Here is a 15,627-nt window from a genome sequence, read left to right on the forward strand (position 1 = left end):
CGATAACCCTGATATATGCCGAAATCGTCACGCCGAATGCGCAAACGCGCCAAGACGCGGTACGTCGGCATTTTTAGGATGACGGATTCGGGTGCGCGTTGCCGGCGCGTCGGCGCGGTACGCCGGCAGCGGCGGAAGCGGAATCACTGCCGGCCGCGCACGCGCATCGAAGTGGTTGCGCACACAACGTATTTCACCGGCCGATGCCGGCCGATCGGCAAACGCGATGCGGCCGGCCACCGCACGCTTGCCTGCCCCGCGATCGGCGCGACGCGTTTGACGGGGCGCTCCTATAATCGACGCCATCTGCCACTCGCTACGCGGTTGCCGGGATGACGACCTTGCTTGCCGTACCGCCCATGAGCCTGTCCGACACGTTGCGCTACCAGCCCGACAACGCCGATCTCGGCGCGATGCTCGCGCACTTCCGCCTGCTCGAACCGGTGTTCGATGCGCTGCCCGACGTCGCGTTCTTCGTGAAGGATGCGAACGGCCGCTACGCGCTCGTCAATCGCACGCTGGCGATGCGTTGCGGCTACAAGGACAAGCGCGACCTGCTCGGCAAGACGACCGACGAAGTGTTTCCGCGCCGTTTCGGCCGCAGCTATTTCGAGCAGGACATGGCGACGATCAATGCCGGCCAGCAGCTGATGGACCAGCTCGAGCTGCACCTGTATCCGGGTCGCCTGCCGGGCTGGTGCCTGACCTGCAAGGAGCCGCTGCGCGACGCCGCGGGCAAGGTGGTCGGCCTCGCGGGCATCTCGCGCGACCTGAAGGCGCACGAGGGATCGCACCCGGCGTACAGCAGGCTCGCCGACGTGGTCCAGCACATCCAGGATCACTACGTGCAGCCGCTGAACCTGAAGCAGCTCGCGCAGATGGCCGGGATGTCGGTCGCGCAGCTCGAACGCTACTTCCACAAGGTGTTTCACCTGACGCCGCGCCAGGTGCTGCTGAAGACGCGGCTCGATGCGGCCACCGCGTTGCTGATCACGCACGACAAGGTGACCGACGTCGCGGCGCTATGCGGTTATACGGATCACAGCGCGTTCACGCGCCAGTTCAAGGCGACGGTCGGCGTGACGCCGACGGAATACCGGTTGATGCTGCAGGAGCGGGCGGGGTGAGATGCCGGCCGGCGAAGCCGACGCGGCGCATGAACGGGGTGGGGCTTAAAACGGCGGGAAAGTGGTGGAACAGCTGGGAACAGCGGCGGCTCAGCGGTAGCCGAGCCCTTTCAGGACGGCCGTGCCGTTTTCGGTCAAGCGGAAGCTCGGTGCCGTATCGGGGTCGAGCTTGACCATCTCGATGAGGCCGGCTTCCTGCAGCGCAGGCAGTTCGGGTTTGGCGTTCGCGCCGATCGGTGCATGCAGCAGCACCAGCAGTGTCGCGATTTCATGATGACTGAGCAGGCGGCGCAGCATCGTCTTCTTTACAGGGGGCGCGGCCTGGCGGCCCGCGGGTGCTTCTACGGCGCTCATCGCTTTCCTCCTTTTCGAGATAACCATCGGGTACTGGTTGCGGATGGTGCCCACGAAGACTTAAGCGATTCTTAAAACCGTAGCCGGCGACGGGATGCTGCGCTGCGGTACGGGTTACCGTATGTAACGTCATACGGAGCGCGGCTCCCGGCCCGATCGCGGGCAGCCGCGCGGGCTGGTTCGCAGCCGCTCGATTCACCACGATGGTGCGCGTCTGGTGTGGCCCTTTGAGCCGGCCGCGAGCGTCGAACTTCGGGCCGCCATGTGATCCCGCCCCCAACCTCCCGCTTCGCGTCCTTCCCTTATTTCCTGCGCTGCGCCTGCGCGGCCAGCCGCACGGCCGCGTTCGTCGCGCCGTAGCCGTCGTATCCACCGCGCCGCTCGACGATCTCGAGCGAGAAGCGGTTGTCGACCAGTTCCGTATACGCGTGCAGGAATTCGCCGCCGTGCTCGTCGCGGTCATAAAGCAGGTGATGCGCGCTCAGCGTGTCGATCAGTTCGTCCGACAGCGCGTAGCGCGCGGCGAGATCGTCGTAGTAGTTGGCCGGAATGCGCAGGAACGGCACGCCGTCGGCCGCGAACGCGGCGATCGTCTTCACGATGTCGTCGGTGCGGAACGCGACGTGGTTCAGCCCCGTGCCGTGGTAACGGTCGAGCGATTCGGCGACGGCCGTGTGACGGTCGACCGACGCGTTCAGCGCGATCCGCACCGAACCGTCGGCGCTGCGCACCGCGCGGCTGCGCATCAGCCCGTACGGGTCGGGCACGAGCCAGCTGCGCTCGGCCTCGAAGCCGAATGCCGTCTTGAAGAACAGGATCCACGTGTCGAGCGCGTCGGCCGGCAGCGCGAGGCACACGTGGTCGATGCCCGTCAGCGGGCCGACTTCGCTCGGGCCGTCGATGTCGGTCAGCACGAAATCCGATTCATACAGCGTCGGCGCGTTCGGCGTTTCGTCGACGAAATACTCGAGGCTGCCGTCCGGCGCCTGCACGCCCGGCAGCACGCGCTCGTTCGGCCCGACACGCCCGGAGAACGGCACGTAGCCGAAGCCGGCCGCGCGTTCGAACGCCACTTTCGCATCGTCGACGCGGAACGCCGACGCACACAGCGACAGCCCGTGCTGCTGGAAGAACGCGTCGGCGAACGAGTCGCGCTCCGCGTTCAGCACGATCGACGCCGCGCCGTGCTGGAACAGCGTCACGTCTTTCGAGCGATGCCGGCCGGCGAGCCGGAAGCGCATCCTGCCGAGCCATTCGCCGACGGTCGCCGCCGCGTGGGCGTCGACCGCGAATTCGATGAACTGGAACCCGACGTGTGCGGGCGGCGCCGGCGGCGCGAAAAGCGGCTGGCCGGCGGCCGGCGCACGGCCCTCCTGCGCGAGCCGCTCGCGCGTCAGGTCTTCCAGGTAGAGCAGCGAGCGATGACCGTCGGCGGCCGTGATCGCGGTCGGCGCCGCGCGGAAACCGTCGTTGAAGATCTCGAGCGACAGCGGCCCCGTGTAACCCGACTCGATCACGCGCGCGGTGAAGCGCGCGAGGTCGAAGTCGCCCTGGCCCGGGAACGAGCGGTAGTGGCGGCTCCATTCCAGCACGTCCATCGCGAGCTTCGGCGCGTCGGCGATCTGCACGAACGCGATCCGGTCGCCGGGAATGTCGGCGATCGCGTCCGGCGAATCGTCGAGCGACAGCGTGTGGAAGCTGTCGAGCGCAAGGCCGAGATGCGGGCTGTTCACGGCATTCACGAGCTTCCACGCATGGCCGTACCGGTTCACGACGCGGCCCCACGCGAGCGCTTCGTACGCGGCGACCACGCCGGCCTGCCGCGCGGCTTCCGCGAGCGCGCCGAGCTGGTCGACCAGCAGCCCGTCGTCCGCGATCGTGTCGGCCGACACGTTGCTGCAGACGAGGATGCGGTCGGTGCCGAGCGCGTGCATCACGTCGAACTTGCGCTTGATGCGATCGAGGTTGCGTGCGAGCTGGGCCGCGCTCACGCCCTCGAAGTCGCGAAACGGCTGGAACAGCACGATGTCGAGACCGAGATCGGCGGCCATGCGCCGGACGTCGGCCGGGGATCCGTCGAAGTAGACGAGGTCGTTTTCGAAGATTTCGACGCCGTCGAAACCCGCGGCCTGGATGGCGGCGAGTTTCTCGGCGAGCGTGCCGGACAGTGACACGGTGGCGATCGAGCGCTTCATGGGGCGAATCCTGCGGATGAGCGGGGCATGGCGTCGGTCGAACCGGCCCTGAATGAACCAGTCGTTGAATTCCGGGCGCGCGCCATATCCCGAATTTACTGGGTGAGTGAGACGGATTATACAAACTAACTAGGTGGTACAAATTAGCGAAAACCCGAAAAGACATTGCGCTTGCGCAAGCGCACACTAGCGCCAAATCTTGACGTCAGGGGGCGAAATCGACTAGCGATTCGCCCCCGTTTTAGGAGCAGAAACACCATGAGCAAGCACAAGGTGCTGGTGCTGAACGGCCCGAACCTCAATCTGCTGGGCACGCGCGAGCCGCATATCTATGGCGCGGAAACGCTCGCCGACGTCGAGCAGCGCTGCCGCACGGCCGCCGAAGGGCTTGGGCTGGAGATCGATTTCCGCCAGTCGAACGCCGAGCACCAGTTGATCGACTGGCTGCATGCCGCGCGTCACGACACGCACGGCATCGTGATCAACCCGGCCGCCTATACGCATACGTCGGTGGCGCTGGCCGATGCGCTGTCCGCGATCGCGAAGCCGGTGATCGAAGTGCATATCTCGAACGTGCATCGCCGCGAGGCGTTTCGCCACCATTCCTATGTGTCGGCGGTCGCCGAAGCCGTGATCTGCGGCTGCGGCACCGAAGGCTACGTGTTCGCGCTGCAGCGTCTGTCGACCCTGTTTGCGCAGGGAGCCGCGCGATGAGCCGCCCGTCGTTTCTGATCGGCCTGATCGGCCAGGGCATCGGCGGTTCGCTGTCGCCCGCGATGCACGAGGAAGAAGGATTTCGCCAGGGCTTCGGCTATGTCTATCGGCGCCTCGATCTCGACGCGCTCGGCGTGACCGTCGATGCGCTGCCGCAGTTGCTCGATGCCGCGCAGCGGATGGGCTACTCCGGGCTCAACATCACGCACCCGTGCAAGCAGCGCGTGATCGAACACCTCGACGAACTGTCGGACGATGCCCGCGCGCTCGGTGCGGTGAACACCGTGCTGTTCAAGGACGGCAAGCGGATTGGCCACAACACCGACTGGTCGGGCTTCGCGAAATCGTTCCGTCGCGGGTTGCCCGGCGCGTCGCTCGAGCATGTCGTCCAGCTCGGCGCGGGCGGCGCGGGCGCGGCCGTTGCCCATGCGGCGCTGCAGATGGGCGCGGCCGAACTGACGATTTTCGATGTCGACGGCACGCGTGCCACCGCGCTCGCGGCCGAACTCCAGCAGCGTTTCCCCGCGGCACGGGTCGTGCAGGGCGGCGATCTCGCGGCCGCGATGCAGGCCGCGACGGGCCTGATCCACGCGACGCCGACCGGCATGGTCAAGCACCCGGGCCTGCCGCTGCCGGCCGAACTGCTCCACGCGGGCATGTGGGTGGCCGACATCGTGTATTTCCCGCTCGAAACCGAACTGATCCATGCCGCGCGCGCGGCCGGCTGCGCCACGTTGCCGGGCGGCGGGATGGCGGTGTACCAGGCCGTCGACGCGTTCGAGATCTTCACCGGACGCACGCCCGACGCCGAGCGGATGTTCGATCACTTTCAGTCGCTCGTCGCGCGCTGATCCCATTCCATAAAGAGAGACCAGGAGACGACCATGCAGCACACCACCCACACGAGCGCCGCGTCGGCGCCCGCCGCCGGCACGGTCCGGCGCACTTCGGCGCGCTACAAGATTCTCGCGCTGCTCGCGATCGGCACGATGATCAACTATCTCGACCGCACCGTGCTGGGAGTGGCTGCGCCGCAGCTCACCAAGGAGCTCGGCATCAACGCGGCCGTGATGGGCATCATGTTCTCCGCGTTCTCGTGGACGTACGTCGCGATGCAGGTGCCCGGCGGCCTGTTCCTCGACCGCTTCGGCAGCAAGGTCACCTATTACTGGTCGATGACGCTGTGGTCGCTGTGCACGTTCCTGCAGGGCTTCGTGCCGGGCATCGCGACGCTGTTCGCATGCCGGCTCGGCCTTGGCGTGACGGAGGCGCCGTGCTTCCCGACCAACAGCCGCGTCGTCGCGACCTGGTTCCCGCAGAACGAGCGCGCGATGGCGACCGGCACCTATACCGTCGGCGAGTACATCGGCCTTGCGTTCTTCAGCCCCGTGCTGTTCGCGCTGATGGGCGCGTTCGGCTGGCGCTCGCTGTTCTGGGTCGTCGGCACGATCGGTATCGCGTTCGGCCTGGTCTGGTGGAAGTTCTATCACGAGCCGCGCAACCATCCGGGCGCCAACTCGGAAGAGCTGGCGTATATCGAGGCGGGCGGCGGTCTCGTGCACGGTGCGCGCAAGGACGGCGACAAAGGCGGCAAGGGCGAGCAGAAGAAATTCAGCTGGGCGATGGCCGGCCAGTTGCTGAAGAAGCGCCAGCTCGCGGGCATCTGCCTCGGCCAGTTCGCCGGCAACTCGACGCTCGTGTTCTTCCTGACCTGGTTCCCGACCTACCTCGCGACCGAGCGCCACATGGGCTGGCTGAAGATCGGCTTCTTCGCGGTGATGCCGTTCATCGCCGCGTCGGTCGGCGTGATGTTCGGTGGGATCTTCTCCGACTGGCTGCTGCGTCGCGGCAAATCCGCGAACCTCGCGCGCAAGCTGCCGATCATCGCGGGCCTGCTGCTCGCATCGACGATCATTCTCGCGAACTACGTGAAGAGCAACGAGGCCGTGATCGCAATCATGTCGGTCGCATTCTTCGCGCAGGGGATGGCCGCGCTCGGCTGGACGCTCGTGTCGGACATCGCGCCGGACGGCCTGCTCGGCGTGACCGGCGGCATCTTCAACTTCGCGGCGAACCTCGCGGGGATCGTCACGCCGCTCGTCGTCGGCTTCATCGTCGCGTCGACCGGGTCGTTCGTCGGCGCGCTCGTGTTCATCGGCGTGATCGCGCTGGTCGGTGCGCTGTCGTACATCTTCGTCGTCGGCGACATCAAGCGGATCGAGCTGTAAGCACCGGCTCCACGCACATTTCGTGCGTTCGCCCGGCGGCCGGTTGGCCGCCGGGCTTTTTTGTTGGTGCACCGGCCGGAGTGCCGGTTTGCGTGCGCGTTACGCGCGCTGCACGGCGATGCCGAGCGATTCGACCGCCTGCGCGATCGCCGCCACCGCGCGCCGGATATCGTCGGCATCGATCGCGCCGATGCAGCCGACGCGGAACGTCTCGAGCTGCGTGAGCTTGCCCGGATACAGGATGAAACCCGCGTCGCGCACCGCGTCGTAGAAGCGGCGGAAATCGTAGGCCGGATGATCGGGCGCGTGGAACGTGACGATCACCGGCGCCTGCACGCTCGCGTCGAGGAACGGCGCGAAGCCGAGCGCGCGCATCGATTCGACCAGCGTCCGGCAGTTGTCCAGATAGCGCGCGCCGCGCGCGGGCTGGCCGCCTTCGGCGAGATACTGGTCGAGCGCGGCGCGCAGCGCGGCGATCACGTGCGTCGGCGGTGTGAAGCGCCATTGGCCCGTCTTGCGCAGGTACGCGTACTGATCGTAGAGATCGAGCGCGAGTGACCGCGAGTTGCCCTCGCTTGCGTCGAGCGCGTCGCGCCGTACGATCGTGAACCCCATCCCCGGCACACCTTCGAGGCATTTGCCGCTCGCCGAGATCAGCGCAGCGATGCCGGTGCCGGCCAGCGCGATCGGCAGCGCGCCGAACGAACTCATCGCGTCGACGATCAGCCGCTTGCCGTGGCGCCGGCACGCGGCCGCGATCGCATCCAGCGGGTTCAGGATCCCGGCGCTTGTTTCCAGGTGCACGAGTGCGACGTGCGTGATGCGCGGCTCGCGGGCGAACGCGGCTTCGACCGCTGCCGCGTCGACGGCCGTGTCCTCGCCGAACGGCAACGCGATCGCGTCGATGCCGAGTCGGCCGAGGATCTTCAGGATGCGCGCGCAATACGCGCCGTTGTCGGGCACGAGCACGACGCCGTCGCGCGGCACCAGCGTGCCGAGCGCGGCCTCGACCGAGAACGTGCCGCTGCCCTGCATCGGTACGCACACGTACTCGTCGCCGCCGTGCGCGATGGCGACGAGGTCCGCGCAGACGCTGGCCGTCAAGTGGTTGAAAGCGGCGTCCCACGACCCCCAGTCATGTTGCATTGCGAGGCGGGTTGTGGCGGACGTGGTGAGCGGGCCGGGCGTAAGCAGGATCGGGTCGGACATGGTTTTTCTCCAGCGGAAGTCGAACAAAACACCGGGCGGCATTTCTGAATGACTTGCATGATAGTGGCAAAATGTGTCATTTTTTGGAAATTGTGGTATTCGTCACGGCTTTGTCATCGAACGCTGTGATCCTTCGGTTGCCGCGCGAAACCACGCTCAGCGCGGCAGCGAGGCGGGCCGTTGATCGGCCTGCCCGGAGATAAAAGGACCGGGATCGTGCCCCCGGCCATTTGGTGTTCCGCCTACGGAGAAGTGAGATGACACTGCAGAATTCCTCGCGCGCCGCTGCCGGCGCGTTCCGCAAGCTCGCGCTGGCCGCCTGCGCCGCCGGTCTGCTGCAAGGTGCCGCGATGCCGGCGCATGCGGCAAACGCGGTCGTGCTGTATACGGCGGACGGTCTCGAGAACCTGTACCGCGATGTGCTGCCGGCCTTCGAGAAGAAGGAAGGCGTCAAGGTCAACATCGTGACGGCAGGCAGCGGCGAGGTCGTCAACCGCGCGAACATCGAGAAGAATTCCCCGAAGGCCGACGTGATCGTCACGCTGCCGCCGTTCATTCAGCAAGCCGGCCAGATGGGTCTGCTGCAGCCGTACCAGAGCGTGAACTACAAGAACGTGCCGGCCATCGCGAAGGCCGAGGACGGCACGTGGGCGACGTTCGTGAACAACTACTTCTCGTTCGCGATCAACCCGGACGTCGTGAAGAACCAGCCGAAGACGTTCGGCGACCTGCTGTCGCCGGCCTACGCCGGCAAGGTCGCGTACTCGAACCCGGCGACCGCCGGCGACGGGATGGCCGTGCTGATCCTGACGACGTCGCTGATGGGCGAGGACAAGGCGTTCGACTACCTCGCGAAGCTGTCGCAGAGCGTGAAGTTCCATACGAAGGGCACGGGTTACCTGAACGTGCTGCTGTCGCGTAACGAGATCAGCGTCGCGAACGGCGACCTGCAGATGGACCTCGACGACGCCGAACACGGCGCGCTGTCCGTCAAGCCGATCTTCCTGTCCGCGAAGGACGGCGACCAGCCGACCACGTTCCAGCTCCCGTACGGCATCGGCCTGATCAAGAGCGGCCCGAACCAGGACGTCGGCAAGAAGCTGATCGACTACCTGATGTCGACGGACGTGCAGTCGAAGGTGCCGGACATGTTCGGCATCCCGGGCCGCACCGACGTGCCGCTGACGGGCAAGAACGGCGAGGCGGTCAAGAAGGCGATCGCGGGCGTGAAGCTGATCCCGGTCGACTGGACCCAAGTCATGGCGAAGAAGCCGGTGTGGATCGAGCGCTGGAAGAAGGACGTGATCGGCAGCTCGGGCAAGCAGCTCGACGTCGTCAAGCCGAAGTGATCGGCGCACGCCGCCTGTATTAGTGAGCAAGAGGATGAACCCGGTGGAAACCACCCTGACCCATCCCGGCGCATTCGGCGCCGCCGAACCGCACGCGACGCTGCGGTCCGGCGCGCCGGGCGGCGTGCAGATCGAACACCTGAGCGTGCGCTACGGCGCACGCACGGTGCTGGAAGATCTGTCGCTGTCGATCGGCGCCGGCGAATTTCTGACCGTGCTCGGCAAGAGCGGCTGCGGCAAGACCACGCTGCTGCGCTTCATCGCCGGGTTCGTGAAGGCCGACGGCCTGACCGGCACGCTGACCGTTGCCGGGCGTGACCTGACCTATGCGCCGCCGCACAAGCGCAATCTCGGTCTACTGTTCCAGAATTACGCGCTGTTCCCGCACCTGTCGGTGTTCGAGAACGTCGCATTCGGGCTGCGCGCGCGCGGCATGGCGTCGTCGGAAGTGACGCGCCGCGTCGCCGACGCGCTGAAGCTCGTGCAGCTCGGCGATGCGGGCCATCACCTGCCCGCGCAACTGTCGGGCGGGATGCAGCAGCGCGTGGCGCTGGCCCGCGCGCTCGTGATCGAGCCGGACGTGCTGCTGCTCGACGAGCCGCTGTCGGCGCTCGACGCCAACCTGCGCGCGTCGGTGCGCAGCGAACTGAAGGCACTGCACGAGCGCCTGCCGAACCTGACCGTCGTCTGCGTGACGCACGACCGCGACGACGCGCTCGTGCTGTCCGACCGTGCGCTGCTGATGCGCGACGGCCACATCGCGCAGCTCGGCACGCCGCAGCAGTTGTACGACGCGCCGCAGGACGGCTACGTCGCACGCTATCTCGGCCCGGCGAACCTGCTGCCGCCGCATGTGATCTTCCCGCTCGGCGATCCGCGTCACGAAGTGCGTGGCAAGGTCGCATGCGTGCGCCCCGAGCGCCTGACCGTGATGCCGCCCGCGGCGGGCGGCCTGCACGGCACCGTGTCGTCCGTCGAATGGCAGGGCGCGGACCTGTCGATTGCAGTCGTGATCGACGCGGCGCCCGACGAACCCGTGCGCGTCACGATGCAACGCGGCCGCGGCGCGGCCCCCGAGCGCGGTGCGCGTGTTTCCCTGCATTACGAGGCAGACGATGTCGTCCTTATCGAGCCCTGAAGCCGGCCTGCCGCCGCACGTGCTCGCGTCGGCCGCCGCGCACGCGGCCGTCGCGCGGCGCCGCAAGCGCATGGGCGACCTGCACCTGGTCGCGCTCGCGATCGTCGTGCTGGGCCCGCTCGTCGTCTATCCGCTGGTGCGGCTCGTGCTGCTGAGCGTGTCGGGCGATCACGGGCTGAGTTTTGACGCGTACCGGACCTTCTTCGGCAACCCCGACACGCGCAACGTGCTGCTGACGACGCTCGGCGTGCTGTTCGCGAGCGCCGGCACCGCATCGGTGCTGGGCGTGCTGCTGGCCGCGCTGCTGTTCTTCAGGCCGTTTCCGGGCGCGTCGCTCGTCACGCGCTTCCTGGAACTGTACGTCGCGTTTCCGTCGTTCCTCGTCGCGTTCACGCTGATCTTCCTGTACGGCTCGCAAGGGTCGATCAGCATCGCGCTGCAGCACCTGTTCCATCTCGAGAATCCGCCGCTCGATTTCCTGTTCGGGATCGGCGGCGTGATTCTCGCGCAGACGGTGTTCTATACGCCGTTCGTCGTGCGGCCGACGCTCGCGTCGTTCGCGACGCTCGACCTGCGCCTGATCGAAGCCGCGCGCAGTCTCGGCGCGCCCGGCTGGATGCTCGCGCGCCGCGTCGTGCTGCCGATCGCGTGGCCGGGCATCGCTGCCGGCACCGTGCTGTGTTTCCTGCTGACGCTGAACGAGTTCGGGATTCTGCTCGTGCTCGGCAGCGCGCGGCTCGTGACGCTGCCGGTCGCGATCTACAGCAGCGCGACCGTCGATCTCGATCTGCCGACCGCATCGGCCGGCGCGGTCGTGATGCTGGCACTGTCGCTGGCGCTCTATACGGTTTATCGCCGGGTGAACCGGCGTGCGACGGGAGGGAACGATGTCCGCTGAATTCCGTATCGGGCCGGCCGTGCCGCGCCACCAGATCGGCTGGAGCGACACGCTGCTCAAGCATGCGTCGCGCATCGCGCTCGCGCTGGCCGCGTTCGCGTGTTTCTGGCTGTTCGTGCTGCCCGTCGTCGTCGTCGCGCTGTCGAGCGTGTCGACGCAATGGTCGGGCACGATCTTGCCGGCCGGCTACAGCCTGCGCTGGTTCGAGCGGCTCGGGTCGCCGGAATACGACGCGCTGCTGACGAGCCTCGAAATCGGCTTCGGCGTGTCGGCGGTCGGCACGATCCTCGGGCTGTGGCTCGCGCTCGCGCTCGAAGGGCGCGACCGGCGCGGCCTCGGCGCGGTCGTCGATGCGCTCGTGATGGTGCCGAACGGCGTGCCGAGTGTCGTGCTCGGGCTCGCGGTGCTGATCGCGTATCACCAGAAGCCGATCGACCTGTCGAGCTCCGCGGCGATCGTCGTGTTCGTGCAGCTCGCGCTGATTCTGCCGTTCTGCTATCGCTGCGCGGCCGCCGCGCTGCGTCCGGAACTGACCGTGCTGCGCGAAGCCGCGGCCAGCCTCGGTGCGCCGCCCGCGATGGTGCTGCGCCGCGTGCTGCTGCCGCAGCTCGTGCCGGCGCTGCGTGCGAGCCTCGCGCTCGGTTTCGCGCTGTCGCTCGGCGAGCTCGGCGCGACGCTGACGGTTTATCCGCCCGGCTTCGCGACCGTGCCGATCGTCGTGATCGGCCAGGTGGAGCGCGGTTATTACCTGCCGGCGTCGGCGCTGTCGCTGCTGATGCTCGGCGCGTCGCTCGCCGCGCTGCTGCTGATCGCCGCGCGTGTGCCGCGCGGCAAGCGGGTGGCATCATGAACGCCGCGTTCGCCATGCGGCTGCCCGGCGAGCACCCCGCACCGGGCAAGGTCTCGACGGATCTCGCGGGACGCTCGGTCGACGTCAACGGCCGGCGCTACCGGCTGCCGGTCGAGCCGACCGTCGTCGTCTGCGTCGACGGCTGCGAGTACGCGTATCTCGAACGTGCGGTGGAAGCGGGCGTCGCGCCGTTCATCGGCCGGATGATCGCGGAAGGCACGGCGTGGCGCGCCGATTGCGTCGTGCCGACCTTCACCAACCCGAACAACCTGTCGATCGTCTGCGGCGTGCCGCCGTCGGTCCACGGGATCTGCGGCAACTACTTCTGGGACGCGGCCGCCGACGGCGGGCGCGGCGCCGAAGTCATGATGAACGACCCGGCCTATCTGCGGGCCGGCACGCTGCTCGCGGCGGCGTCCGACGCCGGCGCGAAGGTGGCCGTCGTGACGGCGAAGGACAAGCTGCGCCGGCTGCTCGGCTGGCAACTGAACGGCGTCTGCTTTTCCGCCGAGAAGGCCGCGCAGGCGAATCTCGCGGAAAACGGCATCGTCGACGTGCTCGACTGGGTCGGCCTGCCGTCGCCGGACGTCTATAGCGCGGCGTTGTCCGAATTCGTGTTCGCGGCCGGCGTGCGGCTCGCGCAGACACGTCAGGTCGACCTGATGTACCTGTCGACCACCGACTACGTGCAGCACAAGTGCGAGCCCGGCAGTGCCGGCGCGAACGCGTTCTACGCGATGATGGACGGCTACCTCGCGCAGCTCGACGCGCTCGGCTGGGCGATCGGGCTCACGGCCGATCACGGGATGAACGCGAAGCACGACCCCGCGACGGGCCGGCCGAACGTGATCTATCTGCAGGATGCGTTCGACGGCTGGTACGGCGCGCAGTCTGCACGCGTGATCCTGCCGATCACCGATCCGTACGTCGTGCACCACGGCGCGCTCGGCTCGTTTGCAACCCTCTACCTGGCGCCGGGCGTCGACCGGGCCGAGGCGATGTGGCGCGTCGGCGGCCTCGACGGCGTCGAACTCGTGCTCGACAACGCGGAAGCCGCCGCACGCTTCGAATTGCCGGCCGACCGGATTGGCGACCTCGTCGTGATCGGCCGTCGCGACATGACGCTCGGCACGCGCGAGCGGGAACACGATCTGTCGGGGCTCACGGTGCCGCTGCGTTCGCATGGCGGCGTGTCGGAGCAGGAAGTGCCGCTGCTGTTCAATCGCCGTATCGAGCAGGACGATCCCGCGCGTCGCCCGCGTAACTTCGACGTGTTCGATTTCGTGCTGAACCGGATCGCGACATGATGGCTCATCCCCGGCAAGACCACCCCGAGTTTCGTGCCGAGGCGTTGCGCTGGTGCGGCACGCGCGCGACGCGCGAGCGCACCTTCGACATCGACGATCCTTATACGGGCACGCGGGTCGGCACCGCGCCGCTCGCGAGCGTCGACGACGTACGCGCCGCGTTCGATTACGCGATGGCCTACCGGCCGACGCTCACGCGCTACGAGCGTTCGCAGATCCTCGAGCGCGCGGCCGCGCTGCTGCGCGAGCGCACCGAGGAAGCGTCCGACCTGATCACGCTCGAATCGGGGCTGTCGAAGCAGGATTCCCGCTACGAGATCGGTCGCGTGGCGGATGTATTGAAGTTCGCGGCGATCGAGGCGTTGCGCGACGATGCGCAGAGTTTCTCGTGCGACCTGACGCCCCACGGCAAGGCGCGGCGCGTGTTCTCGCAGCGTCAGCCGCTCGACGGCGTGATCGTTGCGATTACGCCGTTCAATCATCCGATGAACCAGGTGGCGCACAAGATCGCGCCGGCGATCGCGACCAACAACCGCGTGATCGTGAAGCCGTCCGAGAAGGTGCCGCTGTCGGCGTTCTATCTGGCCGACCTGCTTTACGAGGCCGGGCTGCCGGAGCCGATGCTGCAGGTACTGACCGGCGATCCGGGCGAGATCGCGGACGAACTCGTCACGCATCCGCATGCGTCGCTGATTACATTTACCGGTGGCGTGGCGATCGGCAAAGCGATTGCCGCGCGGGCCGGCTACCGGCGCATCGTGCTGGAACTGGGCGGCAACGATCCGCTGATCGTGCTCGAAGATGCCGACCTCGATCGCGCGACGTCGCTGGCGGTGCTGGGCTCGTACCGGAATTCGGGCCAGCGCTGCACGGCCGTCAAGCGGATGCTGGTGCAGCGCTCGATCGCGCCCGCATTCACCGAGTTGCTCGTCGAGAAGACCCGCGCGTGGAAGTACGGCGATCCGTTCGATCCCGCGAACGAAATGGGCACAGTGATCGACGAGGCGGCGGCGCGGCTGTTCGAGGCGCGGGTCGGAGAAGCGGTCGCGCAGGGCGCACGCCTGCTGACCGGCAATGTGCGGCGTGGCGCGCTGTATGCGCCTACCGTGCTCGACAACGTCGACCCGTCGATGACGATCGTGCGCGAGGAGACCTTCGGCCCCGTGTCGCCCGTGATGACGTTCGACACGATCGACGACGCGATCCGGATCAGCAACGGGACGGCGTTCGGGTTGTCGTCGGGTGTCTGTACTGACAGCACGGCGGCGGTCGTGCGGTTCGTGAACGAGCTGAACGTCGGCACCGTGAATGTGTGGGAGGTGCCCGGATACCGGATCGAATTGTCGCCGTTCGGCGGGATCAAGGATTCGGGCCTCGGTTACAAGGAAGGCGTTCAGGAGGCGATGAAGAGCTTCACGAACCTGAAGACGTTTTCGCTGCCTTGGGAGTAAACGGATGGCATTGACGGTGGAAGAGATCCACGGGCTGTATCGCGAGCATGGCCATGTGGCCTACAGCGGGGAGCCGGTGACCCAGCTCGAGCATGCGCTGCAGAGCGGATTGCTGGCGGAAGAGGCGGGGGCCGGCGAAGCGCTGGTCGCGGCGGCGTTCCTGCACGACCTCGGGCACCTGCTGAATCGCCAGGGCGACACGCCGAGCGCGCGCGGGATCGACGACCTGCATCAGTATTACGTGCTGCCGTTCCTGCGGCCGCTGTTTTTCGACGCGGTGCTGGAACCGATCCGGCTGCACGTCGACGCGAAGCGCTGCCTTTGCCGCACGGACGCCGGCTACTTCGAGAGCCTGTCGCCGGACTCGGTGCGCAGCCTCGCGCTGCAGGGCGGTATCTTCAGCGAAGAGGAAACGGCGGCGTTCCTGCAGCGCCCGTTTGCGGAGGACGCGCTGCGTCTGCGCCGCTGGGACGATACGGCGAAGGAAGAAGGCAAGGCGACGCCGGATCTCGATCACTATATGGAGATCGTCGCGCGCCAGGTGCGCGCGGCCTGACGGTTCGGCCGCTTCTATATAAGGCCCCGCACGCGGCAGCGTGCGGGGCCTTATATTTTTTGCGAAACCCCTTGCGCGAACGACGTGGGGTGCATAGAATCACGCCTCTTTCGCGCTAACGGAAACGCAGCGCGGGAGAGGGAAGCGGTGCGGTTGGGGTGCGGTGGTAACGGGCCCTGGCAGCACTCGAAGTTGAACCCCGCAGTCGCAACGAAGCAGTTAAAAAGTTGTTGACGAACTGCGAAACACGG

14 protein-coding genes are annotated in these 15,627 nt (G+C 67.3%); 11 read left to right on the forward strand and 3 right to left on the reverse strand.

Annotated elements, in window-relative coordinates:
- The first annotated feature begins 332 nt into the window (after positions 1-332).
- A complete protein-coding gene (locus H3H55_RS18825; protein ID WP_129515824.1) occupies positions 333-1,127 on the forward strand; it encodes an AraC family transcriptional regulator in 795 nt (264 codons plus the stop codon).
- A 90-nt stretch (positions 1,128-1,217) separates the two neighbouring features.
- Here the strand turns inward: H3H55_RS18825 and H3H55_RS18830 are convergent, their stop codons facing one another.
- Entirely contained in the window at positions 1,218-1,481 is a 264-nt protein-coding gene (locus H3H55_RS18830; protein WP_193099741.1) for a hypothetical protein, read from the reverse strand.
- Between the two features lie 302 nt (positions 1,482-1,783).
- Positions 1,784-3,676 carry a bifunctional sugar phosphate isomerase/epimerase/4-hydroxyphenylpyruvate dioxygenase family protein gene (locus H3H55_RS18835; RefSeq protein WP_193099742.1) on the reverse strand — a complete coding sequence of 631 codons (1,893 nt, stop codon included), beginning with the start codon at positions 3,674-3,676 and terminating at the stop codon, positions 1,784-1,786.
- 258 nt (positions 3,677-3,934) lie between these two features.
- Here H3H55_RS18835 and aroQ point away from each other — a divergent pair, with 258 nt between their 5' ends.
- Genes aroQ through H3H55_RS18850 form a run of 3 tightly spaced genes read left to right on the forward strand, consistent with a single transcriptional unit; the run spans position 3,935 to position 6,618 of the window.
- On the forward strand, positions 3,935-4,390 hold the full coding sequence (gene aroQ, locus H3H55_RS18840) for a type II 3-dehydroquinate dehydratase (RefSeq protein ID WP_059528374.1): 456 nt from the start codon (positions 3,935-3,937) through the stop codon (positions 4,388-4,390).
- On the forward strand, positions 4,387-5,241 hold the full coding sequence (locus H3H55_RS18845; protein ID WP_193099743.1) for a shikimate dehydrogenase: 855 nt from the start codon (positions 4,387-4,389) through the stop codon (positions 5,239-5,241). The genes aroQ and H3H55_RS18845 overlap by 4 nt, the downstream gene beginning before the upstream one ends.
- Positions 5,242-5,274: 33 nt before the next feature.
- Positions 5,275-6,618: an MFS transporter gene (locus H3H55_RS18850; RefSeq protein ID WP_193099744.1), complete on the forward strand. Its 1,344-nt coding sequence runs from the start codon at positions 5,275-5,277 to the stop codon at positions 6,616-6,618.
- Positions 6,619-6,717: 99 nt separating this feature from the next.
- On the opposite strand, the gene H3H55_RS18855 is transcribed toward H3H55_RS18850, so the two are convergent.
- The gene (locus H3H55_RS18855) at positions 6,718-7,827 is read right to left on the reverse strand and encodes a 2-aminoethylphosphonate--pyruvate transaminase (RefSeq protein WP_193099745.1); all 1,110 of its coding nucleotides are present in this window, start codon (positions 7,825-7,827) and stop codon (positions 6,718-6,720) included.
- Between the two features lie 257 nt (positions 7,828-8,084).
- On the opposite strand from H3H55_RS18855, the gene phnS reads away from it, so the two are divergent.
- From phnS to H3H55_RS18890, 7 genes are read left to right on the forward strand one after another with little or no spacing between them, the layout of a single operon-like run.
- Positions 8,085-9,176: a 2-aminoethylphosphonate ABC transporter substrate-binding protein gene (gene phnS, locus H3H55_RS18860; protein WP_193099746.1), complete on the forward strand. Its 1,092-nt coding sequence runs from the start codon at positions 8,085-8,087 to the stop codon at positions 9,174-9,176.
- A 34-nt stretch (positions 9,177-9,210) separates the two neighbouring features.
- Positions 9,211-10,314 (forward strand): 2-aminoethylphosphonate ABC transport system ATP-binding subunit PhnT, encoded by a 1,104-nt coding sequence (gene phnT, locus H3H55_RS18865; protein ID WP_129515817.1) that lies wholly within the window; start codon positions 9,211-9,213, stop codon positions 10,312-10,314.
- Positions 10,292-11,212: a 2-aminoethylphosphonate ABC transporter permease subunit gene (gene phnU, locus H3H55_RS18870; RefSeq protein WP_129515816.1), complete on the forward strand. Its 921-nt coding sequence runs from the start codon at positions 10,292-10,294 to the stop codon at positions 11,210-11,212. Before phnT ends, phnU begins: the two co-directional genes overlap by 23 nt.
- Positions 11,202-12,062 carry a 2-aminoethylphosphonate ABC transport system, membrane component PhnV gene (gene phnV / locus H3H55_RS18875; RefSeq protein ID WP_193099747.1) on the forward strand — a complete coding sequence of 287 codons (861 nt, stop codon included), beginning with the start codon at positions 11,202-11,204 and terminating at the stop codon, positions 12,060-12,062. The genes phnU and phnV overlap by 11 nt, the downstream gene beginning before the upstream one ends.
- Positions 12,059-13,369: a phosphonoacetate hydrolase gene (gene phnA / locus H3H55_RS18880; RefSeq protein ID WP_193099748.1), complete on the forward strand. Its 1,311-nt coding sequence runs from the start codon at positions 12,059-12,061 to the stop codon at positions 13,367-13,369. The genes phnV and phnA overlap by 4 nt, the downstream gene beginning before the upstream one ends.
- Positions 13,366-14,820, forward strand: a complete 1,455-nt coding sequence (gene phnY / locus H3H55_RS18885) for a phosphonoacetaldehyde dehydrogenase (RefSeq protein WP_193099749.1) — start codon at positions 13,366-13,368, stop codon at positions 14,818-14,820. Before phnA ends, phnY begins: the two co-directional genes overlap by 4 nt.
- A 4-nt stretch (positions 14,821-14,824) precedes the next feature.
- The gene (locus H3H55_RS18890) at positions 14,825-15,376 is read left to right on the forward strand and encodes a phosphonate degradation HD-domain oxygenase (RefSeq protein WP_193099750.1); all 552 of its coding nucleotides are present in this window, start codon (positions 14,825-14,827) and stop codon (positions 15,374-15,376) included.
- Positions 15,377-15,627 lie beyond the last annotated feature (251 nt).

The sequence above is a fragment of the Burkholderia sp. Z1 genome, from assembly GCF_014893795.1.
GTDB lineage: Bacteria > Pseudomonadota > Gammaproteobacteria > Burkholderiales > Burkholderiaceae > Burkholderia > Burkholderia theae.